The 22,203-nt window shown below is 45.7% G+C and carries 24 protein-coding genes; 7 read left to right on the top strand and 17 right to left on the bottom strand.

Features of this window, described 5'->3' with window-relative positions; genetic code table 11:
* The first annotated feature begins 41 nt into the window (after nucleotides 1-41).
* Nucleotides 42-1,061 carry a DNA cytosine methyltransferase gene (locus JGK20_RS24880; RefSeq protein WP_293182037.1) on the top strand — a complete coding sequence of 340 codons (1,020 nt, stop codon included), beginning with the start codon at nucleotides 42-44 and terminating at the stop codon, nucleotides 1,059-1,061.
* 9 nt (nucleotides 1,062-1,070) lie between these two features.
* Here JGK20_RS24880 and JGK20_RS24875 read toward each other — a convergent pair whose 3' ends face one another.
* The 7 genes from JGK20_RS24875 to JGK20_RS24845 all read right to left on the bottom strand — a co-directional run bounded on the left by JGK20_RS24875 (nucleotide 1,071) and on the right by JGK20_RS24845 (nucleotide 6,949).
* Nucleotides 1,071-1,616, bottom strand: coding sequence for a hypothetical protein (locus JGK20_RS24875; RefSeq protein ID WP_293182039.1), 546 nt, complete (start codon nucleotides 1,614-1,616; stop codon nucleotides 1,071-1,073).
* Nucleotides 1,613-2,110, bottom strand: coding sequence for a DUF4365 domain-containing protein (locus tag JGK20_RS24870; protein ID WP_293182041.1), 498 nt, complete (start codon nucleotides 2,108-2,110; stop codon nucleotides 1,613-1,615). Before JGK20_RS24870 ends, JGK20_RS24875 begins: the two co-directional genes overlap by 4 nt.
* Nucleotides 2,111-2,274: 164 nt before the next feature.
* Nucleotides 2,275-2,427: a hypothetical protein gene (locus tag JGK20_RS24865; protein WP_293182043.1), complete on the bottom strand. Its 153-nt coding sequence runs from the start codon at nucleotides 2,425-2,427 to the stop codon at nucleotides 2,275-2,277.
* Between the two features lie 2 nt (nucleotides 2,428-2,429).
* Nucleotides 2,430-4,253 carry an adenylate/guanylate cyclase domain-containing protein gene (locus JGK20_RS24860; protein WP_293232501.1) on the bottom strand — a complete coding sequence of 608 codons (1,824 nt, stop codon included), beginning with the start codon at nucleotides 4,251-4,253 and terminating at the stop codon, nucleotides 2,430-2,432.
* Between the two features lie 3 nt (nucleotides 4,254-4,256).
* Nucleotides 4,257-4,841 carry a FecR domain-containing protein gene (locus JGK20_RS24855; protein ID WP_293232509.1) on the bottom strand — a complete coding sequence of 195 codons (585 nt, stop codon included), beginning with the start codon at nucleotides 4,839-4,841 and terminating at the stop codon, nucleotides 4,257-4,259.
* 34 nt (nucleotides 4,842-4,875) lie between these two features.
* On the bottom strand, nucleotides 4,876-5,082 hold the full coding sequence (locus JGK20_RS24850) for a hypothetical protein (protein ID WP_293232499.1): 207 nt from the start codon (nucleotides 5,080-5,082) through the stop codon (nucleotides 4,876-4,878).
* Nucleotides 5,083-5,671: 589 nt separating this feature from the next.
* On the bottom strand, nucleotides 5,672-6,949 hold the full coding sequence (locus JGK20_RS24845) for a Zn-dependent hydrolase (RefSeq protein WP_293232497.1): 1,278 nt from the start codon (nucleotides 6,947-6,949) through the stop codon (nucleotides 5,672-5,674).
* 446 nt (nucleotides 6,950-7,395) lie between these two features.
* Here JGK20_RS24845 and JGK20_RS24840 point away from each other — a divergent pair, with 446 nt between their 5' ends.
* Nucleotides 7,396-7,800 carry a gamma-glutamylcyclotransferase gene (locus tag JGK20_RS24840; RefSeq protein ID WP_293191532.1) on the top strand — a complete coding sequence of 135 codons (405 nt, stop codon included), beginning with the start codon at nucleotides 7,396-7,398 and terminating at the stop codon, nucleotides 7,798-7,800.
* Nucleotides 7,801-8,004: 204 nt separating this feature from the next.
* Here JGK20_RS24840 and puuE read toward each other — a convergent pair whose 3' ends face one another.
* Both puuE and JGK20_RS24830 read right to left on the bottom strand, forming a co-directional pair.
* The gene (gene puuE / locus JGK20_RS24835; protein ID WP_293232495.1) at nucleotides 8,005-8,928 is read right to left on the bottom strand and encodes an allantoinase PuuE; all 924 of its coding nucleotides are present in this window, start codon (nucleotides 8,926-8,928) and stop codon (nucleotides 8,005-8,007) included.
* 415 nt (nucleotides 8,929-9,343) lie between these two features.
* Nucleotides 9,344-10,051 (bottom strand): GntR family transcriptional regulator, encoded by a 708-nt coding sequence (locus tag JGK20_RS24830; protein WP_293232493.1) that lies wholly within the window; start codon nucleotides 10,049-10,051, stop codon nucleotides 9,344-9,346.
* A gap of 81 nt (nucleotides 10,052-10,132) precedes the next feature.
* Here JGK20_RS24830 and JGK20_RS24825 point away from each other — a divergent pair, with 81 nt between their 5' ends.
* A complete protein-coding gene (locus JGK20_RS24825; protein ID WP_293182059.1) occupies nucleotides 10,133-10,294 on the top strand; it encodes a hypothetical protein in 162 nt (53 codons plus the stop codon).
* A 115-nt stretch (nucleotides 10,295-10,409) separates the two neighbouring features.
* On the opposite strand, the gene JGK20_RS24820 is transcribed toward JGK20_RS24825, so the two are convergent.
* Nucleotides 10,410-12,671 carry an iron uptake porin gene (locus JGK20_RS24820; RefSeq protein WP_293232491.1) on the bottom strand — a complete coding sequence of 754 codons (2,262 nt, stop codon included), beginning with the start codon at nucleotides 12,669-12,671 and terminating at the stop codon, nucleotides 10,410-10,412.
* On the opposite strand from JGK20_RS24820, the gene JGK20_RS24815 reads away from it, so the two are divergent.
* Complete coding sequence (locus JGK20_RS24815; RefSeq protein WP_293182062.1) at nucleotides 12,670-12,798, top strand: hypothetical protein; 129 nt, start codon at nucleotides 12,670-12,672, stop codon at nucleotides 12,796-12,798. The two genes, JGK20_RS24820 and JGK20_RS24815, sit on opposite strands and share 2 nt — an antisense overlap.
* 13 nt (nucleotides 12,799-12,811) lie before the next feature.
* Here JGK20_RS24815 and uraD read toward each other — a convergent pair whose 3' ends face one another.
* The 6 genes from uraD to rsmI form a co-directional block, all read right to left on the bottom strand.
* A complete protein-coding gene (gene uraD, locus JGK20_RS24810) occupies nucleotides 12,812-13,318 on the bottom strand; it encodes a 2-oxo-4-hydroxy-4-carboxy-5-ureidoimidazoline decarboxylase (protein ID WP_293182064.1) in 507 nt (168 codons plus the stop codon).
* Nucleotides 13,319-13,533: 215 nt separating this feature from the next.
* Nucleotides 13,534-14,547 (bottom strand): aromatic ring-hydroxylating dioxygenase subunit alpha, encoded by a 1,014-nt coding sequence (locus JGK20_RS24805; RefSeq protein WP_293182066.1) that lies wholly within the window; start codon nucleotides 14,545-14,547, stop codon nucleotides 13,534-13,536.
* A gap of 293 nt (nucleotides 14,548-14,840) precedes the next feature.
* Entirely contained in the window at nucleotides 14,841-15,203 is a 363-nt protein-coding gene (gene uraH, locus JGK20_RS24800; protein ID WP_293182068.1) for a hydroxyisourate hydrolase, read from the bottom strand.
* A 53-nt stretch (nucleotides 15,204-15,256) separates the two neighbouring features.
* The gene (gene hpxO / locus JGK20_RS24795) at nucleotides 15,257-16,417 is read right to left on the bottom strand and encodes an FAD-dependent urate hydroxylase HpxO (RefSeq protein ID WP_293191538.1); all 1,161 of its coding nucleotides are present in this window, start codon (nucleotides 16,415-16,417) and stop codon (nucleotides 15,257-15,259) included.
* 174 nt (nucleotides 16,418-16,591) lie between these two features.
* Nucleotides 16,592-17,812 (bottom strand): glycosyltransferase, encoded by a 1,221-nt coding sequence (locus JGK20_RS24790; RefSeq protein WP_293191541.1) that lies wholly within the window; start codon nucleotides 17,810-17,812, stop codon nucleotides 16,592-16,594.
* 84 nt (nucleotides 17,813-17,896) lie between these two features.
* Entirely contained in the window at nucleotides 17,897-18,778 is an 882-nt protein-coding gene (rsmI, locus tag JGK20_RS24785; RefSeq protein ID WP_293198390.1) for a 16S rRNA (cytidine(1402)-2'-O)-methyltransferase, read from the bottom strand.
* A 99-nt stretch (nucleotides 18,779-18,877) separates the two neighbouring features.
* Between rsmI and JGK20_RS24780 the strand changes: the two genes are divergently transcribed.
* The 3 genes from JGK20_RS24780 to JGK20_RS24775 all read left to right on the top strand — a co-directional run bounded on the left by JGK20_RS24780 (nucleotide 18,878) and on the right by JGK20_RS24775 (nucleotide 21,108).
* A complete protein-coding gene (locus JGK20_RS24780) occupies nucleotides 18,878-19,741 on the top strand; it encodes a sugar kinase (protein ID WP_293232489.1) in 864 nt (287 codons plus the stop codon).
* Between the two features lie 336 nt (nucleotides 19,742-20,077).
* Entirely contained in the window at nucleotides 20,078-20,356 is a 279-nt protein-coding gene (locus tag JGK20_RS34655; protein WP_366039437.1) for a hypothetical protein, read from the top strand.
* Nucleotides 20,332-21,108, top strand: coding sequence for a cupin-like domain-containing protein (locus JGK20_RS24775; RefSeq protein ID WP_366039435.1), 777 nt, complete (start codon nucleotides 20,332-20,334; stop codon nucleotides 21,106-21,108). Before JGK20_RS34655 ends, JGK20_RS24775 begins: the two co-directional genes overlap by 25 nt.
* Before the next feature lie 800 nt (nucleotides 21,109-21,908).
* On the opposite strand, the gene JGK20_RS24770 is transcribed toward JGK20_RS24775, so the two are convergent.
* Nucleotides 21,909-22,203, bottom strand: a 295-nt coding sequence (locus JGK20_RS24770) for an aspartyl protease (protein ID WP_293232487.1), incomplete at its 5' end; no start/stop codon positions are given.

Genomic DNA, 22,203 nt, shown 5'->3' with positions numbered 1-22,203 from the left:
TATTAATTTATTGTATTTATTGCGGGTAACAAAAGGTGGCTTTGAATATTATTTCTCTGTTTGCGGGTTGTGGTGGATTGGATTTAGGTTTTCGTCGGGCTGGGTTTAATCCGGTTTGGGCTAATGAGTACGATCGCACTATTTGGGATACCTATCAATTTAACCATCCTGAAACTATTTTAGATCGCAGAGATATCCGAAAAATTAATTCTGATGAAATTCCTGACTGTGTTGGGATTATTGGCGGGCCTCCTTGTCAAAGTTGGAGTGCGGCGGGCGCGAAACGGGGAATTGATGATTCTCGGGGTCAGCTTTTTTGGGAGTATATTAGAATTGTCCGAGACAAGCAGCCTTTGTTTTTTTTAGCTGAGAATGTTAGCGGCATCTTAGCGCCCAGAAATCAGGATGCTTTCACTTATATATTATCGCAGTTTGAGGAACTTGGGTATCGGGTTTCGTTCAAGTTGGTGAATGCTAAAAATTTTGGTGTTCCCCAAGATAGGCAAAGGGTGATTGTGATCGGTTATCGTCAGGATCTGGGTTTTGGTTTTGAGTTTCCCGCACCTGGAACCGAGGTTTTGACACTGCAAAATGCGATTTTTGACTTGCAGGCGATCGCCCCAATTCTAGTTAAGGGTAAATTAGATAATTATCACGATTCTGTCGCGAATCACGAATGTGCAGATTTAGGATTTTCCAGCATTTATATGTCGCGGAATCGAGTTAGAAGTTGGGGTGAACCTTCCTTTACAATTCAGGCCAGCGGCAGACACGCGCCTTTGCACCCTCAAGCTAGTAAAATGATTTTAGTTGGCAAAGATCAGCGCATTTTTGACCCGCATTCGCCTCAGCCTTACCGTCGGCTTTCTGTGCGAGAGTGTGCGCGAGTTCAGACTTTCCCGGATGACTTTATTTTCAAGTACAAATATATTGCTGACGGCTACAAAATGGTTGGGAATGCAGTACCTGTGAATTTGGCTAGGATGTTGGCGAAAAAGATTTATGCGGATATTTGTTCTGTAGGGGCGGTGCCAAGAGTTCCCGCGCTCTCACTCCTGTAACATTATCTGTTAATTTTGCCATAAATTATCTAGAGTAAAGTTGCGGGGATTTTTGAGAATGAAAGTTTGATTTTCTTTGATCAAATCTCCCGTACAGACGAAAGGCAAGCGTTCTTGATAAGCTTTGATAGCGAGGATATAATCTTTGTCTGCAAGTTCGGTTTTAATTTTCTGTAATTTGTCGCAAATCACGCCTAATAAGGTAATTTCGCCGCTTAAGTTGTCGGCGTTGGGCGTGTGAATTTGCATCACAACTCCCTGAATAGTTGTATTGGGAATCCCGGTAATTAAGTCTGCTAAAATTTCACTTTGCGATCGATTTTCTACGGATTCTAATATTTCGATTATCTCCCGGATTCGGGCAGCATAATCTCCGAGATTTTGTTGGTTGGGGAGTAATATTTCAAATTCCTCTCCGGCGACTGGTTTGTGCCAAAGTGTGGCATTTTCTAAGAAAGGTTTGTCTTCATTCCACCCGTGAATTTGCAGGTAATTTCTAACTTGATTTAGGTTGACTGTTTGGAGGGTTTCGCTATCTTGGAATGTGACTTTCATGGTTGAACTCCTTGGCTAATCCCCTCCATAATTGACTGAAGGGCGATGACTGTAAATTGATTAGTTCTCGGTATAGTGACTGTGACAGCGGTGGTGTTTTGTGTTTCTGGCATTCCCCGCAGAGATATCCAATATCCGCATTCCTTCATGCAGGTTTCTGTTTCTGACTGAGTTAACCAGTTTGCTATTGTTTCGGGGATTAAAACAACAACTAAAATTCGGGGTACGGCGAAGTCATCTATTCTCAAGTCATCGTAGTTTTTGAGTTTGAGAGGGTAGCGAATCGAGTTATTTTCTCGAACATCCCTTGATGTCGATTTTAACTGCAATTCTAAGCGCGGTGCTCGGATGCTACCTGTCCCTCCTTTGGCAGCAATTCCCCAGTCTACGCTATCGTCGTCTACAAATGGTTTGTAAAGAGAATAGCCTGCAACGCTGGCGATGGCTTGCAGGTAGGTGTTGCTAAATTGTTCTTTTTGTTGGTTGATATCCACGCTGGCTTGTATTTTTTATATGGTAACTCGAAGTCCTAGATATAATATCAATTTAGCTAAAAAACTCTGCTATTATATAAAGTTGCGGTGCGTGAATGCTGAGTTCTTATACTACCGCACAAATCTATTCGCTGTCACGCACCATACATCGCTTGAGAAGTAGATTATCGATCGCCCTTAGCAGCATACACAGCATACAGCCGATCGAGCTTTAGGAAGGTTTGCAGCAGCGCATTCGCCCCCTGAGTAAACTGTTCGGGCGAAGTATACTCATCTTCTGCATGGCTGATGCCGCCCCGAGAAGCCACGAAAATCATCTTCATTTTTTGCCAACAAGCGCACAAATAGTTGTTTCTTGTTTTCTGCCTCTTAATTGAATACTCTTAACGGGTTTTGCTTCGTAGCTATCGCTCACCAATTCCCAGGTTTCTCCTGTTATTAATACTCGATAAGGATTGTCTTCTTTAATATCTTTATTCATTGGTTCTAACCTGGCGGCAATATTCACAGTATCTCCTAAAACCGAAAAATTTAATCGATTCCCGCCGCCGACAGTTCCAGCAATAATCGACCCTGTATGAATGCCAACTCCGAATTCAATTTTTGGCTTTCCTTCCCTTTGAAACTTCTGATTTAATTCTTTCAATCGTTCTGACATATCCAAACAAGCGGCAATACAATTTTGAGCGTCCTGTTTGATTTCTTCAGGTTTAGTATGAGGAAAGGGAATGCCAAATATTGCCATAATTGCATCGCCAATATATTTATCGATCACGCCGCCGTGATTCATAATACACTCACTCATGGCATTTAAATATAGATTTAGCCAAGGCATCAATTCATCTGGAGATAGTTGCTCGGAAATGCTAGTAAACCCTCGAATATCCATAAATAAAACGGTGGCGACCATTTCTTGCGGTTGCAGTTCGCCATTTTTAAAGATTTCGTCTTTTCGCTGCCAAATTAATTCAGCAGTTTCTTTTGCCATGTATTTTTCAAATAGGCTCATTAATTGTTGTTTCTCTTGTTGTTCTCGCAGTTGCAGTCCAATTCCAGCTAAGACGATCGTACCAATCGGTGCAGCAATGGGCATTAGTAGAGAATTAAACGTAAATAATAAGAAAGAAACTGCATACCAGATTAGAGGGAAAAGGATAGCGATCGCAATTCGTCCCCTGGGCCCAACCTTCGATAATATCCCGCTAGTAATTGGCCCAATTAAAAGTAATATCAGCCAACTTGTCCAGTCAGGTAAAGGTTGCAGCAGTCGGTTATTTAGCAAGTTATCGATAACTGCGGCATGAAGGTAAATCCCACTGGTGGGTGAAATTTGATTTAAAGGAGTCCGCAAGGGATCTAAACCTGTTGCCGTCGTACCTACTAATACCAATTTGTCTTTAAAAGCATCTTTGGTAATTTTACCTTCCAGAACATCAGCAAACGAATAAGTCGGTATAAATTGCGTTTTCCCAGGCCAATTTATCCCTGCACTGTAAAATTCTAGACTGCCGTTATTAGGCGGTGATAAAAACTTTTCTAGCCCTCCAGATTGCGGTTGCTTGTCGGCGTTGTAAACGTGAAGCATGGCAATTCCTAAGGAGGGAATATCTCGCAGCCACAGCGTGGCTTGACGACCGATCCCATCTGTGTCTGACTTATGGAAAATATGACCTCGATCGGCGGCTGCGGCTTCTAAAGTTGGTACAATTGGTAGCGGTTTTCCTCGGTCATCCCAAGCCTGGGCTAACACTACATTACCTGTTGCACTCATAGCGTCTGCAAGTTGGTCATCTTGGGGACTGGATTCGGCAAAAATAATGTCGAAACCAACGACTGCGGGTTTAGCAGGGGAAAGGGCTTGTAATAATTGAGTGTAGCGATCGCGCGAAAACGGAAATCTCCCCAACTTTCTTAAACTTGCTTCGTCTATGGCAATGACCACCACTCGTTTATCCCAAATAGGTTTGGGTAAAATTCGACTTTCGCGAAGTTGAAACAGGCTGTTAGAACTCAGTTGTTCCAGCGGTTTCCAGCCACCCAAATGCAACGCGCCCAAGGAAATAAGAGCAGCAGCAACCCCCGGCAGTAAGGATTGGCTGCGGGTAAAAAAAACTCGCAAACGAGGGATTATTAATTGAGTCATTATCTATTTCTTAAGTAAACTAGCACCGAGTTCATAAGACACCTCATTTCCCACCGGACTGCGAACAACTAGCCAGTAGTCAGAGTTAGCTGGTCTCGGCACTATCTCGTCGATTTTACCTGTTCGATCCATCTTTAAGGGTTGGCCGTTTAAATACACTAAATTCAGCGGATCGACAGTACAAATGCATCGAACTTTGTCTTGACTGATGGCTGATAAACTGATCAATTCATAGTTCAGATTTTCTTTGAATGCCTGGGGTGGATTGGGAGGATTGCCGGGAAAAGTGACGGAAGCATAGCCCTTTTCTATCTTCACAGTTTGCCCTTGAGCGCTAGCGTCAACCTTCCCCTCAAATAAGGCAGTTGCGGCTTTTCCCTCTGGGCCAACACCCACGGCGAACTCAGTCCCCCTGACACCCACAACTCCCGCTGGGCTGTTAATTTCTAGGCGCGAATTGGCGTTAGTCAAGCGTCGGGCCGAAACTCTTGCCAATCCTGCGGGGACTGACAGCAAGGTAACTCTACCTCCATTGACAGCAACGGACAGACCTTTAACTTGGACGGTGCTTAATTCTGCTAGATTAATCGTAGCGATGCCAGTGTCTACCGCTAAAACCGCGCTATTGCTGGCCGGCTGTTGTCAGGCGATCGCCCACTTTTGCTGGTCTGCCTTGATATGTTACGCTTCCCCTAACTTGCCGTACTTCTACCCACCGACTCCCCGGCAGTTGAATCTCCCTAGCCAGCAAAGGCAAGGCGAAAGTGATTAAAATACTAGCAAATAGGATTGTCAACCATTTAGAAATACCAGACCGATTTAATTTCATCGTTGCTAAAAATTACTTGGCCAATACCCTTATCTAGATTACTATTTTTTTGCTAGCTGCTCTAGACAATTTTTAACGACTTCTTCAGACTTGCAATTGTTCCCTATTAGCAATTATAAATTAGCATCTTGTGTTAAGCTGTCGCACATTTAAATTGTATATTCAGGGCGGGCGAGACGCCCACCCCACTCATTGTCTGATTTTTTTGAGATGCAATTTAAATGCAGAACAGCTTACTACTGGTTTATGAATAAGCTGTCACGCATTTAAATTGGATGTTCAGGGCGAGTTCTTCTGGCCCACTCCACAAGAGGGGGATTATTTTTTGACATTCAATTTAAATGCAGAACAGCTTAGGATCGCAAATTAAATAATTTACACAAGTCTGTGGGATGGGCACCTCGCCCACCCTTTCTGGACGGGCGGGACGCCCATCCCACAAGAAGTATAAAACCTGTGGAAGTTATTTAATTTTCATTCCTTAGGACTTACCTATAGCAATCCTAAATCATTTGCATAATTCTTGTAGGAGCTCTTCCCCCCTCGTGAAGAACCCGATAGATAGGGTAGGCACGGGGGGTAAGAGCTCCTACAAATTTAAAGGAAATATCATGAATCGATCGCCCTTAGCAGCATACAGCCGATCGAGCTTTAGGAAGGTTTGCAGCAGCGCATTCGCCCCCTGAGTACACTGTTCTGGCGAAGTATACTCATCTTCTGCATGGCTGATGCCGCCCCGAGAAGCCACGAAAATCATCCCCATATCGGTAAAGCGTCCGATTTCTTGGGCGTCGTGTCCTGCCCGGCTAATTAAATGCCTGTAACTAAACCCTAATTCTTGACAAACTTCTACAATTGCATTCTGAATCTTTGGTGCTGCTAGTGTTGGCTGTACGTGCAGCAATTGAGTTATTTCGATTTCGGTTTGGGTGGCAGAGGCTATTGCTTGAAACTCCAATTTCATTTTAGCTAACAACTGTTCCAAATTAGTTTCAGACAAATCGCGCAAGTCGATTTTAAACTCGACTTTTCCCGGCACAGTATTCGTAGCATTCGGCCACACAGTTAAGTAACCTACCGTTGCCACTTGTTCTCCTGGTGTTTCTACTGCCAGTTTGTTGACTGCTAGTACCATTTGGGAAGCCGCTACCAGCGCATCCTTTCTGGCGTGCATGGGCGTCGATCCAGCATGATTGGGGCTGCCCGTTACTCTCACTCCCAGGCGGTACTGTCCGACAATACCTTTGACTACTCCTATGCAGTCGCCCGTACTTTCCAAAACACCTCCTTGTTCGACGTGTAATTCCACAAAAGCAGCTATTTCTTTGGGATGGCGTTTTGCCTCCGCAATTTTTGACCAATCTCCGCCAATTTGTGCTAAACAAGTTTGGATGGAAGTGGCATCGCTGCGACGGTAATATTCGGGGTTGTTGACTGTATTTCCCGCCATCGCTTTGCAGCCGATAACGGTGCTTTCTTCGTCGGTAAATACGATCGTCTCAATGGCGTGTTCCAAGCGCAGGCCGTTTTCGCGCAACACCCGCACGACTTCAATTCCTGCCAAAACTCCCAAAACTCCGTCGAAATGGCCCGCCGTAGGAACAGTATCAATGTGAGAACCGGTTGCTAGTGCGGCACCTTCGCGCAATCCGGGATATCTGCCGATCGTATTTCCAGCCGCGTCAATCCGAACTGTCATCCCTGCTTCTCGCATCCAAGACTCAACAAGTTTGCGCGCCAGCAAATCTTCTTTGGTAAAAGCTACCCGACTGACACCTCCTCCCGGCAGTTTGCCGATTTGGGCGAGTTGGGCAATGCTGCTGTTGAGGCGCGAACCGTTGACTGAAAGTGCTAGCCTAACTGTCATGTTACATTCTCCTATTCTGGGAAATTTAATGATGCGATCGCTCTTGTATTATTAATCATTTAACTGATTATTGTAGAATGTATCCCAGACAGGTTAAATCTGTAAAATAATGTAGTTTTGCCTACAACAGGCGATCGGCTGTAGCACTTAAACTGCTGCAATCAAAATACAGCACGCAGCATAAAGCGATCGCAGCGATTTAACTGTAGAAACAAGTACATTTTTATCGATCGGGTGATATGAGTCAATCCACCTAATTAAACGTAAAATACCGATCGCTAAAAATCTTGGCCTGTATGTCTTCTGTTTACCCGCTGGCGCAGCCTTTATAGCCTTTATAGCCTTTATAGCCTTTATAGCCTTCTTCCTTCTACCTCCTACCTTCTACCTCCTTCCTTCTTCGTTCTTCCTTCTTCCTTCTTCCTTCTTCCTTCTTCCTTCTACTTATGAGTCAAACACCAATTGTAAGCAAACGAGTATTCATTTGCGGTTCCGCCCTGCGGGGTCAGCCAGACAACAGCAACCTGGGAGAAGCAAAGTTCATTAGAGAAGCCAAAACTCGTCCGATTTACCGCTTGTACTCCGCAGAAAATGGCTGGCATCCTGCAATTTACGAAGTGGCTACCGGAGGCGTATCAATTCCGGGAGAAGTGTACGAATTAACTGTCGCAGACTTTGAACAGCTTGCAGCCGGAGAACCCCCACATATGTATCCATCCGATGTGATTTTGGAAGACGGGGAAGTATTAACCGCTTTCTTCTACCCCCGCGAGTTAGTAGAGAAATACCAATGGGAAGATATTTCCGATCGCGGTGGATGGGCCGCTTACAAAGCAATTTCGCACTACTGAGATCTTGCACCATTTGCAATCAGCCTTTTACGGGCGGGCGAGACGCCCACCCCACGGGCGAGACACCCCAGAATCAAACTCACCCTTTGTGGAACAGGCATCTTGCCTGTTCTTGACATGGGTGCAAGATGTCAGCAGTCAGGACTTCAGTCCTCCCAGGTTCGTAGTAAGGACTTCAGTCCTCCCAGGTTCGTAGTAAGGACTTCAGTCCTTCTTAGAAACCATCGGTTTATGATATTCATGCCAATGTCGGGCAATATCAATGCGGCGGCATATCCAAACCCTCTCATGCTGCTGTACATAATCCAAAAAACGCGCCAAAGCTGCCGCCCGCCCAGGCCTCCCCGTCAAGCGGCAGTGCAGCCCCACACTCATCATTTTGGGTGCAATCTCGCCCTCGGCGTAGAGTAAATCAAAAGCATCGCGTAGGTAAGCAAAAAACTGATCCCCAGAGTTAAACCCCTGACTCGTCGCAAACCGCATATCGTTATTGTCAAGAGTATAAGGAATTACCAAGTGAGGTCGATCGCACTCGTACACCCAGTAAGGCAAGTCATCCGCATAGCTGTCGGCATCGTAGAGAAAACCGCCTTCTTCCACTACTAGCTTGCGGGTGTGCGGGCTCGTGCGCCCGGTATACCAGCCGAGGGGACGGCTGCCGGTAACTTGCGTGTGAATGGCGATCGCCCTGTGCAAATGTTCCCGTTCCGCCTCTTCCCCAAAATACTTATAATCAATCCAGCGGTAGCCGTGGCTGGCAATTTCCCAATCAGCCTCCAACATCGCTGCAACGGCTTCGGGATGCCTTTCTAACGCCATCGCCACGCCGTAAACAGTCACCGGTATCTTCCGAGAAGTAAACATCCGGTGGAGGCGCCAAAAACCGGCCCGACTGCCGTATTCATAACAGGATTCCATATTCATGTGGCGCAGTCCCGATAGGGGTTCGGCGCCGACAATCTCTGACAGAAATGTTTCCGAAGAACCGTCGCCGTGCAGGATGCAGGTTTCTCCACCTTCTTCGTAATTGATCACAAATTGCAGTGCTATGCGCGATCGATCCGGCCATTGAGGATCGGGGGGATTTTGCCCGTAACCGATTAAGTCTCGCGGATAATTTACTGGCATATATAACAGTTGACAGTTGACAGTTGATAGTTGACAGTTGATATAGTAATCCGATCTGATTCTCACAAAACAACGCCCGCTTGTCTTCCTCGACTCCTTGTATAGTAAGATCTTCAGGTTTTTGAGATCTAGAAAATCAATTAGGATTGCTATAGTTTACAGTTGATAGTTGGCAGTGGACAGCTTGCCCGGTTGCTTAGAGAAGAGTTGACACTTGACTGTTGTCTGTTCATTGATTACGCATCGGTGCGTCGAAACCCGGTTTCTACGAGTTTTGCTCTTCGGGAACGAGAAATATAGTAAGAAACCGGGTTTCTGAGGGCGCAAGTGCGATCGCGAACTACAGTTGTTAGTTATCAGTTTTCAGTTTTTTTTGATTAACAACTGTCAACTGTCAACTGTCAACTGTCAACTGTCAACTGTCAACTGTCAACTGTTTCCCTTCTATCTCCTGAATTTCTTTAATTACCCGCGCTTTACTGGCAATTAAATGTTCTTGAATTGCTGCGGCTGCTGCGACGGGATTTTGTTCGATGACAGCTTGAAAAATGCGACGGTGTTCGCTGCGGATTTCCAATACTCCGGGATTGTATTCCATCGTGCGAAGCCGCACTAATATCATTTTGTCAAATACCTGATCTAATAAAGTTACTAACCAAGGATTGCCGGAACTTTGGACTAGCAAGCGGTGAAATTGGCAGTCAGCGTACAGCAATTGATAATTTGTCAATTCGCCCGATCGCAAATATGTCGTACTTTCTGCCTGCAACACAATCGCTTCCAATTGTTGAACTTGAGCCGGTGTCGCATTTTGGCAGGTCTCGGCTACCGATAGCTGTTCCAAAGCAATCCGACAATCATAAAGATCTGCTGCATCTGCGATCGACAGCGTAGCGACGCGCAATCCGTGATGCGGATCTGCCGTAACTAAATTTTCACGTTGCAGTTCGCACAAAGCCTCTCTCACCGGAGTCCGGCTGACGTTGAGCATATCTGCCAGTTGAGTTTCGATCAAGCGTTCTCCAGCCACTAATTCCCCCGACAGGATAGCAGTTCGGAGAGCTTGATAAGTCTGTTCGTGCAGAGATTGAGTGCGGCGAATCGCGCGAAATGAAAGACCCAAAGTCAGTTGTCCTTAAGTTTTAAATAGAGTTGGTTTGCTATTGTTAAAGATTGTTGATTCAGCCTCATATCTCAGGTTGTTATGTTATATCAATTCCGGCTGCGCCGGAATGATATAGAGGAGACGGCTTGGCCTTTGTCCCTACCCCAGATTGATTGTAGGGACAAAGGCCAAGCCGTCTCCTCATTTTGGCAGCTAATAATTCCGATGCAGCCGGAATTGATATTAAATGACTTTGGCTGACTCATTATTAATCATACAGCACATTAGAGGTTTGTCAACCATTCTCAATAACAGGCAGGATGCCTGTTCCACCATAAAATTTATTCCTTGTGGAACAGGCATCTTGCTTGTTCGCTCAGAAGCTGAACTGAGTGCGAAGATTGCCCACAAACACGGTGGGATTGCTATCAAAATTGTTGGCATTAAAGATAGCGTAGAATGCCGGGACGATCGCAATATTATTAGTAATCGGGTAATAATACGAACCCTCTACCTCGTACTGAGTACCTCCATTGCCGCCGCCCGAGAGCAAGAACCTGCGACCCGAGATATAATCGTGGGGAACCACAAATGAAAGTACACCCAGCGCGCCCTTTTTTCCCAGATCCGGAAATCCAATGCCAACTTGAAAAGATTGTACTTTAATGTCTCCGCCAGAGCGATCGCGATTTACCGGATTTACCTCAAGCTGGCCGTAGGAATACCGCCCGAACAAACCAAAATTCCGGCTCAACAACCAATCAAAATTAACCACAAAAGTATCAGCACCGGAGTCTCTAACTCTTCCCCCAAAACCGTCATCCGCATAACCGTAAGGCAGCGGTTCGCCCACAGCACCGCCAATAAATCCATTATAAGGTTTGAGGCTCGATCGCGCGTAAATCAGCCGCAGATTGAAAGAATTGCTGGGGGCGTATTCCAACTGCGCTGTCATTGTGTTGGAACTGTTAAACAAACCATCCCTGGGATTGCTAGCAGTATTAAATACAGCAGGATTCAAAAATTCTGTATTTTCAGCCATATAAGCAGCCGTCAACTTCAGCGGCTTGGCAACTTGCCAACTGACAACAGCACCAGAACCGCGATCGACTGCATTTAACAGTGTACTTCCGTTCGAGTTAAAACTCGTTGCCCCTTTCAGATAAAATGTGAAACGGTTGCCATCAAAATATCGATAATAATTCAATCGCGGCCCGATCGCAACTTGGACTTTATCTCCGACGGGAAACGTGTAGGACATCTCGCGAATTCCCACAGCATTAGCCGTTGGCGCACCAGTTTGATCTAAAAAAGGACTTCCCCACGAGTTGTAAAAGCCCGCCGAAACTAATTCGTTTGCAGGCGAGTTGCCGTTGCCGAAAACCAACTGAGTTACCAGGGAATCTTTGCCAGTAAACGAAGTGTTTAGCGTCAGGAAAGCATAGTAACTAAAAGTAGTTTCAGGCTGCCCGCGCTCAACGCGAGTCGGTCGATTGTTAGCATCGCGAGTTGGGGCAGCAAACGGGCTTCCGGGGGCGGTGCGGCTGCGTTCTGCGGTGATATCGCCAGTCGGAAATGCTGAGGTGAGGTTGAACCAAACCGTCGCATTGAGTTTTGTGGTAGTTGAGAATTGATTCGATTCTAAATTCGCCGTGCGAGCTTCTAATACATCGATTCTACCGCGCAGCGTTGCTAGTTCTGCGGCAAATTCTTCTTGTAGTCTCTGGAGTTTCTGTAAATCCTCTTTTTTAACTAAATTCGAGGTTCCTGCTGTTATCAACTCAGCAACTTTATCGAGGCACGCATTCAAACCGGCGGCGAATTCGTAGCGAGTCATGGCTCGATTTGGGCGATAAGTGCCGTCGGGATATCCAGCTATGCAGCCGTAGCGTTCTACTAATGATTGCAGCGCGCCAAATGCCCAATCTGTGGGTTTAACGTCGCTGAGTTGGGAAACTGATGTGACTTGTTCCATCTCCGGCGAGGCGGAAGTATCGGTTGCTTCTAAGCTGTCTGCCTGGACTTGGGTGATGTTTGTCGGCGCTGGTTTTTCTGGGGTTTGAATTGATTCTGATAAGAGGTTTGATTCGCTGGTTTTTTGAGTTGCTGTATCTGTCGGTTGCAGATTATTTGGTTGGGAAGTTGCGGCGACTTCCGATTCTTTGTTTGTTGTTGGTTTCGCTGAAATATCGGCAGTTAGTTCTAGGGTTTGTGCAGGCTTTGTTTTTGTGGAATTTGGCTCTAGCGCAACTGGTAATGTACGGGATTGTTCTGTTGTTATATTTGTCTGGGTGACATCGTTTTGTTGAGAATTTACTGCTGTTTTTTCGCTGTTTGTTGTGAGGGAAATACTCTCGGCTTTTTCTGGCTTTTGTGGTTTGGCATCAGCGATTGTTTCTGGCGTTGATGCGGGATTTGCCGCTGTTTCAATTTGGGCGATCCTCTTCGAGGGCTTCGCTAACGCACTTTGTGACTGGGCGGCATCAACCAGCGGTAAGTCGCCTGGCGAGGCTATTATTTCTTGAGTTTTATTATAGGAAACTTCCGCAGCAGAGCTTGCCGGAGAATGCAGCAGGCTAATACAAAATAGTGAGGGTGTTGCTGTCACTAGGATTTGGAAATATAAAAATTTAGACATGAGCCTCACTTGGATTCAATACTGTACCAAAAGTAGCATTTTAGTGCCACTGTTTGCGCTGTGGTTTGGCATTGGTACAGTGCCAGCAATTCTGACGGCATTTTTGCGGGCATTTTCCCGCAGTTAACGTAGTGAGGACTTCAATCCTCTTTCCCAATAGCCGACTCAAGGCGAAACCGCGCAATCTCATAGATTTCTGTTAAAGCCTGCTGCATTTCAGTTTCTGGGGAATTGTTGAGGCGGCGCTCAAATGCTTCAAGAATGCTGGTTTTTGTCTGGTTTTTCACCGCCACAATGAAGGGAAAACCGAACTTTTCGCGGTACGATCGGTTGAGGGATTGCAAGCGATCGAACTCTGCGACAGATAGCCGATCCAAACCTGCGCCGGCTTGTTCGTTAACCGATGCTACAGCCATTTTTGCTTTGCTTCCCAAGTCCGGGTGTGCTTGAATTAATGCTAATTTTTCTTCCCCAGTCATGGAATTGACGACTGTTACCATTTTAGCGCGCAAGTCGGCTGTGGAGGCAAAAGGGCGATCGTCCCAAGTGCAACGGGCGACTGTGGGAGTGCGTTCAAAAATCGCGCCCAAGGCTTCTGTAAATGTCTCCTGGCTCATTTCGTTGAGTTCAATGAGAGAGTATTGCATTGCTAATTAAATTAATTAATACCATTTCTAAAAAATATTGCTACCAAAGAAGTTGGTCAGGTGCGTCGCTGTGAGATTGTCGATCTTTTTTAGGGATTTTCGATGGCGACGCACCCTACATCTACAAACTGTCAACTGTCAACTGTCAACTGTCAACTGTCAACTGTCAACTGTCAACTGTCAACTGTCAACTGTCAACTGTCAACTGTCAACTGTCAACTGACTTTAGTTTGTTCGACTTCGCCGTGGGCTTTTAGAAGTGCAGCAATTTTGTGGCGGATGATGATTCCCGGCTTATCTGTCAGCATATGTTGCTCTTGGGCGATGTCGAGCGGTACGTCCCAATCTGTTGTTTCTAAAATCCGCTTGTCTTCTAAAGTAACAGCGCGATCGAAGGCAATAATATCGCTGGTTTTTGCCTCATTTTCGGTATCGTTCCGGAGGCAAAACTGCACCATTTGAGAAGTCGCATCGTCAATCGGAGTCATGGTATTGACGATGATGTGAACGAGTCCGTTTGGGTAAGCAATCCGCAGCTTGACGGTAAACGGTAGAAACCAAATTCCGTCTATTGTCCGCACGGTTTCAGCTTGCTCTATGTTTAAGTTTTGCTGTTGTTCGGCGGGATTAGCGACACCCAAAACACTTCGGTAATGCAGTTCCCATTCTGTTTCTGTAAACTCCATCACATCGGGCGTGAGATGCTCTTCGCTGCCGAAAGTTGCGGTATGTACAAAAGTAGGATGAGCCATATCTAATTCGTTTTCCATCACCCGCAATCCCGCACAATTCCAAGGTTCGTAAAATTCGTGAATTTGGCGGTAGTTGGGGTCTGCTGCTTCGGGAATATTGGGAATCTCGGCGATTGGTTCGTCCAAACAAACCCAAACGTATCCGTAGCGATCGCAAGCCTGATAAGATTTTACTTTGTAGTTGCCAGAAATCGAGCCGTTTGGCTGTTGTGGAACGCTGACACAAGTTCCTGACGAGTTGAATGTCCAGCCGTGGTAAGCACAGGAAATGTTGCCGCTGACAACTTTTCCCAGGGAAAGTTTAGCAGTGCGGTGACAGCAGCGGTCTTCTACTGCTGCGGGTTGGCCTTCAGAATCGAGCCAAAGTGCGATCGGCTGACCTAATAATACAAAAGGTTTTGGTTCGCCTGACAATTCGGCGACGGGAATAACGGGATACCAGAAGCGTTTGAAAACAGGTTGTTTTGTGACTAACATGGTTTTTTTAATTTTAAATTAATTATTTGACATCTCCCCTCTTTAGTTAAAGCATGGTGCGTCGCTCCAACAATTTTGGATATTTACAAATATATAGCCTTTCTCAGATAGATGAGGTACAGTTGACAAATTGGTAATTGGTAATTGGTAATAGCTTGAGAGGGTACCTCACTTTCTTGAGAACTGCTATGGGCGATGCACCCTACCGCGATAAACACTGCGCCCTCAACTGTCAACTGTCAACTGTCAACTGTCAACTGTCAACTGTCAACTGTCAACTGTCAACTGTTTAATCAACTACCGCGATAGGTGCTGTACGACCAAGGCGAAACTAACAGCGGTACGTGATAGTGTGAGCTTGGGTCGGCGATGCCGAACTGAATTGGAACGCTGTTTAAAAAAGGCGGATCGGGCAAATTTTCGGCGGACTGCGCGAAGTATTCGCCAACAGCAAAGACTAATTCATAAATTCCCGGTTTGAACTCGTTTTCTGATAGTAGCGGAGCAGCGGTGCGGCCGTCAGCATTAGTTGTTACAGTTTTTAGCAGGATTTTGGCGCCGGAGTTGGGGTCAATTGATTGCAGGGCGATCGACATATTTGCCGCCGGACAGCCGCGGGCTGTGTCGAGAACGTGAGTAGTAAGTTTGCCTGACATTATTGTAAGGTTAAATGCTAATTTTTGATTGATTTTCCCGCTAGAAGATTGTGCTAGTGTAGGGGCCCTGCCATGATGACTTTGGCGATCGCATCTGTGACATCACTTGGCTGTTCCTTAGCCAGTTGTTCGTACCAAAGTTGTGTCACCTGCGGATCTTTGCCGTGAATTTGTTCGGCACGCTGGCGCGCTTTTTCGACAACTGCATTCGCCCGCTGCTTGCGCTCAGTTTCGTAGCGTTTGAGCGCGTATTCTACGCCTAAATTCGTAGTCGAAAGGTAGTTGCTGAGTACGAGTCCATCTTCCATGGCTTGACAGCCTCCCTGGCCCAAATCCGGGCAGGTAGCGTGGGCGGAATCTCCCAGCAAAGCAACTCTACCGCGAACGTAGGAGTCGATCGGGCCTACGTCGTGAATTTCCGGGCGGGCGACTGTATTGGGATCTAATCTTTCTATCAACAATTGCACTGGTTCGGCCCAACCTGCAAAATGTTCTTTAAGTTCGGCTTTGTAATTGTCGGGATTGGCGGGAGTTCCTGTGGGTAACGGAACATCAAAGAAAAAGTAAAAGCGATCGCCCGCTACGGGCATTAATGAGGCGCGCTTGCAGTCACCGACATAAATCGCCCAAGTATTTGGCGGCGCTAGTGCTTCATCCGCCGCTACTAGCCCGTTCCAATTGATATAACCGCCGTATTTCGGCTGTACTTCGCAGCCCAATACATGGGTTCGCAAAATTGAGCGAACGCCGTCAGCAGCCACCAACAAATCGCCGCGCGCTTTGTCTCCGTTCTCAAAAATTGCAGTTACTCCGGTTGCGTCTTCTTCCACGGCAATACATTTGCGATCGAGCTTGACTTCTTCCTTAAAAGCTGCTAATAACATTTGTTGTAAGTCACGGCGCGCCACCGGATAAGGACGCTGACCGACTTGTTGAATTAGCGGCATTAAATCGATGTCATTTAGCAGTTGACCGATTTTGGTGCGGTATTCCATGCGCTCCATTTTTCCGCCAATTTGCGCCATATTTGCGCCTAAACCAAGGCGGTTGAGAACTTTGACGCCGTTCGACCACATGGAGATACCAGCGCCTGCTGGACGCAGTTCTTTTACGCGATCGTAAATTGCAACTTCATAACCTGCTTGTTGGAGGGCGATACCGGCAGTTAAGCCACCAATTCCGGCACCGATAATGACAACTTTTAAGTCGTGCATTCTGTGTTTCTCCTGCTGAGTGACATCCTAATACTATTTTAGATTTTAGATTTTAGATTTTAGATTTTAGATTTTAGTATCAAGAATTACATCTTAAGTCGGTGAGTCAGATTTAATTTACTCGATTATCATCAAACAAACCCAACTGACGCACCCTACATAATTAATTGGGAATTAGCCTAAAAACTTGGTTAATTCACCGAGATTTTGCCCGATCGCATTTGTCCCGCGAATGTGAGATAGCGGAGAACCTCCGTACAAAAAACTATCCAAGCTGACTTGATAATTTTGCTGCACGGCCAAATCCAGCCACAAATTCTTAAATCCCGCTCCCGTTTTGTAGTCGGGAATGTTATGCTGGTAGTAGGGAAAACTGTCAAGGCAAGTATTGAAAAAGTTCTTGCGACCGCAATGCTTTAAATACTGATATCGCGGTTTGAATTCAGTTTGATTTTGCAATACTGTATGAATCGTATCCGCTAAGGATTCCGCGTCAAATTTGGAATAAAGACCCGCACCTTCCGGGAAAACGGGCGAGTTTCCTCGGGCGTATTGGTTGAATTCTTCAAAACAAATTACTGGTACGTTGCAACTCATGGCTTCGGTAATTCCCCGGTTTTTGCCTTCGAGAAGGGAACCCAGGACGAATGCTTGTGCCCGCGAATAATAGTTAGGGATTTCTTGATAGTAGTCAACTCGCGGCAGTAAGTTGATGTAGTCGGAGGTATTTCCTAAAATTGTTTCAACTTCGTGCAATTCTTTTAATGCGTTCTCGTCGAGAGTTTTCAAGTTATTAACATCAAAGTCGTGACCGCTGACAACTGTTAATTTTATGAGTTTTTGCGGATACTTTTGCCGATAAATTTTTAAGGCTTTGGCAATCATCGGCAAGTTCTTTTCTTCGGAAAATCGGGCGACGGCGAGGAGGTCGATGTCTTTGGCGGGGACGTTGCGAGGGGAAATTAAGTATTCGTTGATGAAGTCGGTGTCTTGCAGTGGTATGATTGGTTTGTTGGCGCGATCGGGATATGTTTCGCGAAACCACTTGGCTCGCTGCGGGTTTTTGTATAAACTGGAGTAGGCGTCGGCTACGGGTGCCCAGGAGTAGGAGGTTCCGGGGGAATAGGTGAAGGAATGAAATACTGAGGAAAGTTGGGGAAATAGTTTGTTTATCAGTTCGACTCCTTCGCTGAAGTAAATCCCTTTGATGAATTTTCCTTCGTAAAACAGCGGGGGAAGCAAGACGTAGAAACTGACTGTATCGAAGCGGTGGGGTTGGTCTTCAAATATCTCCCAGCTAAAGGCGTCTAAGTCTGCATAGATTTCGGCGATTGGTTTGTTGATGTGGGGGTTGCGTAAATAGGGTTTTTGGCGATCGTAGTTTCCGCGTACCATAGAATTTATTAGTGTGATTATTTAGCTTTTTTTATTTAACCGCAGAGGGCGCAGAGGGCGCAGAGAAGGAGAAGAGAGAGTTATTCACAAGTCTTCTAAAGGTTGTTCTGGTGATTCGTTGTCGCCAATTGTGAGGGCTAGTTGGTAGATTTGGCGGCGGGGGAGGGATGTTTGTTGCGCGAGTTGGCGGCTGGCTTGGGAACGACTTACACCTTCTGCAATTAATGTTTGCAATTCGGCTTTGATGGCGTCTTCTGAGAAAATTGGTGCGTTTGTTTGGATACCGGCAATCACTAGGGTGAATTCTCCTTGGGGTTCGCGTGTGGTGTAAAGTTCGATCGCACTTTCCATACTACCGCGCCAAAATTCTTCGTGCATTTTAGTCAACTCCCGCGCCAGTACAATCTGTCTGTCGCTTCCCAAGGTGTTTGCTAAATCTTGTAAAGTTTGCCGCAATCGGTGCGGAGATTCGTATAAGATAATAGTGCGCGATTCTATTTGCAAACTTTCTAAACTCCGCTGGCGTTCTTGACCTTTGGTGGGTAAAAATCCTTCAAACACAAATCTGTCTGTAGGTAATCCCGATGCACTTATCCCAACTATACAAGCGCTCGGGCCGGGAATCGGAATAATGTTAATATTAGCATCGGCGCAGGCTTTGACTAACTCGTATCCAGGGTCAGAAATTCCGGGCATTCCGGCGTCGGTGACGAGGGCGATACTTTTTCCTAACAGCAGTTTATCGATTAATTCCGGGAGTCGCTGGTGTTGGTTATGTTCGTGATAGCTGATTTGGGGCGTTTTTATTTGAAAGTGGTGTAAAAGTTTGCCCGTGTGGCGCGTGTCTTCGGCGGCGATGAAGTCTGCTGTTTGCAAAATTCGGATGGCGCGATATGTCATATCTTCGAGATTGCCGATCGGCGTTCCGACAATGTACAGTGTTCCTGTATTGGGATTTGGCTGCATTTTGATGTTTTTTATTTTTAACCGCAGATATAACACGGGCGGGACGCCCATGCCACAGATTTAAGAACCAATATCACAAGAAAAAATATCAGACAGATTATGAAGACTGGATTGTTTTTGGGATTGGCGACTTTGGATTTAATTTATTTAGCCTCCAAGCCTCCGGGGGAAAATCAGAAAGTTGTTGCTGTTGATTCTACCATTGCTGCGGGCGGGCCGGCGACAAATGCTGCGGTGGCTTTTAGCGGTTTGGGGAATGCGGCGGTGTTGGCGGGAGTTTTCGGTACTCACGCGATCGCCCAATTAATCCGTGCAGACTTAGCGGAGTACAATGTCAGGATAATCGATTTGCAGCCCGGGCGATCGCACTCTCCGCCAGTCTCTTCGATTATCGTAACTCAAGCAACGGGCGATCGGGCAGTAATCTCAGTGAATGCCACTAAATCTCAGGTTGACAGCCAAGCAATTAACCAGGATATTTTAACATCAGTTAATATCATACTGTTTGACGGACATCAAATCGCAGCCAGCCAAGAAATTGCTCAACTCGCCCAATCAAAAAACATTCCAATCGTACTAGACGGCGGCAGTTGGAAACCCGGATTAGAAAAAATATTGCCCTTCGTTGAATGGGTTGTGTGTTCGGATAACTTTCATCCGCCCGACTGCGACAATTCCCAACAAGTCTTTGCTTATCTCTCAGCAGCCGGAATTTCCAACATTGCCATCACACGCGGCGAAAAACCAATCCAATACTTGTGCAAAGGCAGTTTTGGTAGTGTAGAAGTGCCCCAAATACAAGCCGCAGACACATTAGGCGCCGGCGACATCTTTCACGGCGCTTTCTGTCACTACATTTTACAAAAAAACTTTACAAACGCCCTAAGCGCCGCAGCGAAGACAGCTTCCGATTCCTGCAAATATTTCGGAACCCGCCAATGGATAAAAAATCTGCAACCTTAACTTAAAATTAACAAAAAAATCCGGACAAAAGCGATCGCACCCAGAAAACTCAAACAGCCAACACTCGTTAAGCTAAAATAGTGATAGCAACCCTCTCTCTCTTTATTAGCGCCCGTGGAACAGGCGTCTCGCCTGTTTATTATCGCAGATTATAAAAAAACTCATTCACAAATCCAACCAGATTGCTATAGCCTTTCTCAAATAAGTGAGGTATGCCCTATGCCCTATGCCCTATGCCCACGCCCTACGATCGCCGCACTGTTACTGAGAAAGGCTATATATTAGTTAAGCAACTTCAAGCAAAACAAAACCACCCCAAAACAAAACACTCCAATCATGCCTGACACCCAACCCCTAACCATCACACTTCCCCCCTTACGGATTACCCTCACAGAAGAACAACAGGTTAATCTAGAATGGCTGACGCAAAACTTGCCCAATCTACTCGCAGCAGCGCCAAGCAAACCAGAAGTCCCCGACAACCTGAAACAGTGGGTAGCAGCCAACAAACTATTAAATTTACCAGATGCAGACATCATTCAATATCCTCTCATCCGTACTTCCAAGCAGGCAGCCATTACGTACAGTTATTGCAGAAACTGGAATCGCAACTAACCATCAACAATCAATTAGCAGCCCTCTCTTCCAAGTTTGGCACAATCGAACGGAAAAGCAGTCTTTCTAGAGAGTATTTTCTCGAAAATTACTACGCAAAAAACACTCCGGTAATTATTACCAACATCATGCACAACTGGAAAGCCTTACAGTTGTGGACGCCAGAGTATTTGCAGGAAAAATACGGCGATGCAGAGGTGGAAATTCAAGCCAACCGCAATTCCGATCCGGATTACGAAATTAAGATACACAACCACAAAAAAACCGTTCAGTTCCGCGAATATATAGATATGGTCGTCAACGGCGGCCCTAGCAACGACTGCTACATGGTTGCTAACAACCAAACTCTGGAAAGAGAAGAATTTAAACCGCTATTCAACGACTTTGAAATTTTCCCAGAATATCTGACTCCCGACGATACCAAAGGCAGAATTTTCTTTTGGTTTGGCCCGAAAGGTACAATTACACCGCTACACCACGACCCGGTTAACTTAGTTTTAGCACAGGTATCGGGACGCAAATTAATTAAGTTGATTTGTCCGCAGCAAACACCTCTACTTTACAATCATGTCGGAGTTTTCAGCAAGGTTGACGGCGAAAATCCTGACTACGAAAAGTATCCGCTTTACAGAGAGGCGAAAATCATTGAGGTGATTTTGGAACAATCCCTGGATGTGAGTATTTCGGTTTCGTTTACTAATTTTGTGTTTCCCAATTATTACGAATGGAAATATCCTCATATTAATTGGTAGTCGGTTGGGGTTCGCTTCACAAAAACAATCCCAAAAGCCTGTAGGTACTGTCTTGACAAGTCAACAGGGCGATTGCATAATTGATGTCGAAAGGCTTTTGGGACTTGAAAAACCCAAAAGCTAAATGCACCAACTAAAGTCTTCTCTTCATCCCTTGGGCTTGCCTTGACAACTAGAATAACTTCTAGCCCTACTTATTCAGCCGATACCATTGTCCTCCATTCAAATCTCTATTCTCTCTCTGTGTCCTCTGTGTTCTCTGCGGTTAAATTATTCCCATACAACTCGAAACGATAATATTACTTTTACTAAAGAATGACTAAAGTCCTCACTACGAACCTAGGATAATAGTTTTAATGCCGATATTGACCTATATATATGGCGGCACGGATTTCCATTATTTAATGATATGTCAAGTTGCAAAAAAAAGCAAGAGGCGAACTAAAAAAAAAGTCGCCCCAGCTTTAACGAAAAACTACCTTTGATTCCAAGCCGCCGCCGCATCAGTGACAGCTTGCTCTACTGGTTTTTCACCTAACATTGCCGCTTGCAAATTGTCATAACCTGCATTCAGATATCTATTCTCTCCCTCTGTGTCCTCTGTGTTCTCTGTGGTTAAATTATTCCCATACAACTCGAAACGATAATATTAGTTTTCATAAAATAGTAGGGTGCGTCAGCCACTTCTGATTCCCCACCTGAAAATTAGGGCCCTCGCTGACGAACGCTACAATATTGCTGAATCGAGAAAAACGATCGCACTTGTCAACGCACAACCGTCTCAAAAATGGGGGTTAGCGCTACAAAATCGTCAAATAGGTTTCAGTCGGACTGATGGGTAAAGGTTTCAAGATTTGATTTTGCAAGTCTATTTCCAATCCCAATGATTCTAAAGGTATGACACCCAAAAGTGCATCATTACCTCCCGGTAACTCCAAGCACTCGAAAGTGCCTTCCCGGTCAAACATTGATATTTTAGCATCTTGAAAAATGCGGGCTTTGCCAATACCCATTGCTGTTGCTACGTCTACTTCTTTGAGGAGTTTTAGTCCCAGTTTGGCGATCGCCTCTTTTGGCAGACACAAGGTAGTAGCC

This window comes from Microcoleus sp. PH2017_05_CCC_O_A, assembly GCF_020738785.1.
Taxonomy (GTDB): Bacteria; Cyanobacteriota; Cyanobacteriia; order Cyanobacteriales; family Microcoleaceae; genus Microcoleus.
This window is presented reverse-complemented; position numbering and strand designations above follow the sequence as displayed.

Bases quoted from the DNA above. Each gene is read 5' to 3' on its own strand.
- JGK20_RS24805 (WP_293182066.1), bottom strand. From the start codon at position 14,547: ATGTTAGTCACAAAACAACCTGTTTTCAAACGCTTCTGGTATCCCGTT.
- JGK20_RS24865 (WP_293182043.1), bottom strand. From the start codon at position 2,427: ATGATTTTCGTGGCTTCTCGGGGCGGCATCAGCCATGCAGAAGATGAG.
- JGK20_RS24790 (WP_293191541.1), bottom strand. From the start codon at position 17,812: ATGGTACGCGGAAACTACGATCGCCAAAAACCCTATTTACGCAACCCC.
- JGK20_RS24825 (WP_293182059.1), top strand. From the start codon at position 10,133: ATGTTATATCAATTCCGGCTGCGCCGGAATGATATAGAGGAGACGGCT.
- JGK20_RS24850 (WP_293232499.1), bottom strand. From the start codon at position 5,082: ATGAAATTAAATCGGTCTGGTATTTCTAAATGGTTGACAATCCTATTT.
- JGK20_RS24860 (WP_293232501.1), bottom strand. From the start codon at position 4,253: ATGACTCAATTAATAATCCCTCGTTTGCGAGTTTTTTTTACCCGCAGC.
- JGK20_RS24875 (WP_293182039.1), bottom strand. From the start codon at position 1,616: ATGAAAGTCACATTCCAAGATAGCGAAACCCTCCAAACAGTCAACCTA.
- JGK20_RS24820 (WP_293232491.1), bottom strand. From the start codon at position 12,671: ATGTCTAAATTTTTATATTTCCAAATCCTAGTGACAGCAACACCCTCA.
- JGK20_RS24815 (WP_293182062.1), top strand. From the start codon at position 12,670: ATGAGCCTCACTTGGATTCAATACTGTACCAAAAGTAGCATTTTAGTG.
- JGK20_RS24845 (WP_293232497.1), bottom strand. From the start codon at position 6,949: ATGACAGTTAGGCTAGCACTTTCAGTCAACGGTTCGCGCCTCAACAGC.
- hpxO (WP_293191538.1), bottom strand. From the start codon at position 16,417: ATGCACGACTTAAAAGTTGTCATTATCGGTGCCGGAATTGGTGGCTTA.
- rsmI (WP_293198390.1), bottom strand. From the start codon at position 18,778: ATGCAGCCAAATCCCAATACAGGAACACTGTACATTGTCGGAACGCCG.
- uraH (WP_293182068.1), bottom strand. From the start codon at position 15,203: ATGTCAGGCAAACTTACTACTCACGTTCTCGACACAGCCCGCGGCTGT.
- JGK20_RS24780 (WP_293232489.1), top strand. From the start codon at position 18,878: ATGAAGACTGGATTGTTTTTGGGATTGGCGACTTTGGATTTAATTTAT.
- puuE (WP_293232495.1), bottom strand. From the start codon at position 8,928: ATGCCAGTAAATTATCCGCGAGACTTAATCGGTTACGGGCAAAATCCC.
- JGK20_RS34655 (WP_366039437.1), top strand. From the start codon at position 20,078: ATGCCTGACACCCAACCCCTAACCATCACACTTCCCCCCTTACGGATT.
- JGK20_RS24840 (WP_293191532.1), top strand. From the start codon at position 7,396: ATGAGTCAAACACCAATTGTAAGCAAACGAGTATTCATTTGCGGTTCC.
- uraD (WP_293182064.1), bottom strand. From the start codon at position 13,318: ATGCAATACTCTCTCATTGAACTCAACGAAATGAGCCAGGAGACATTT.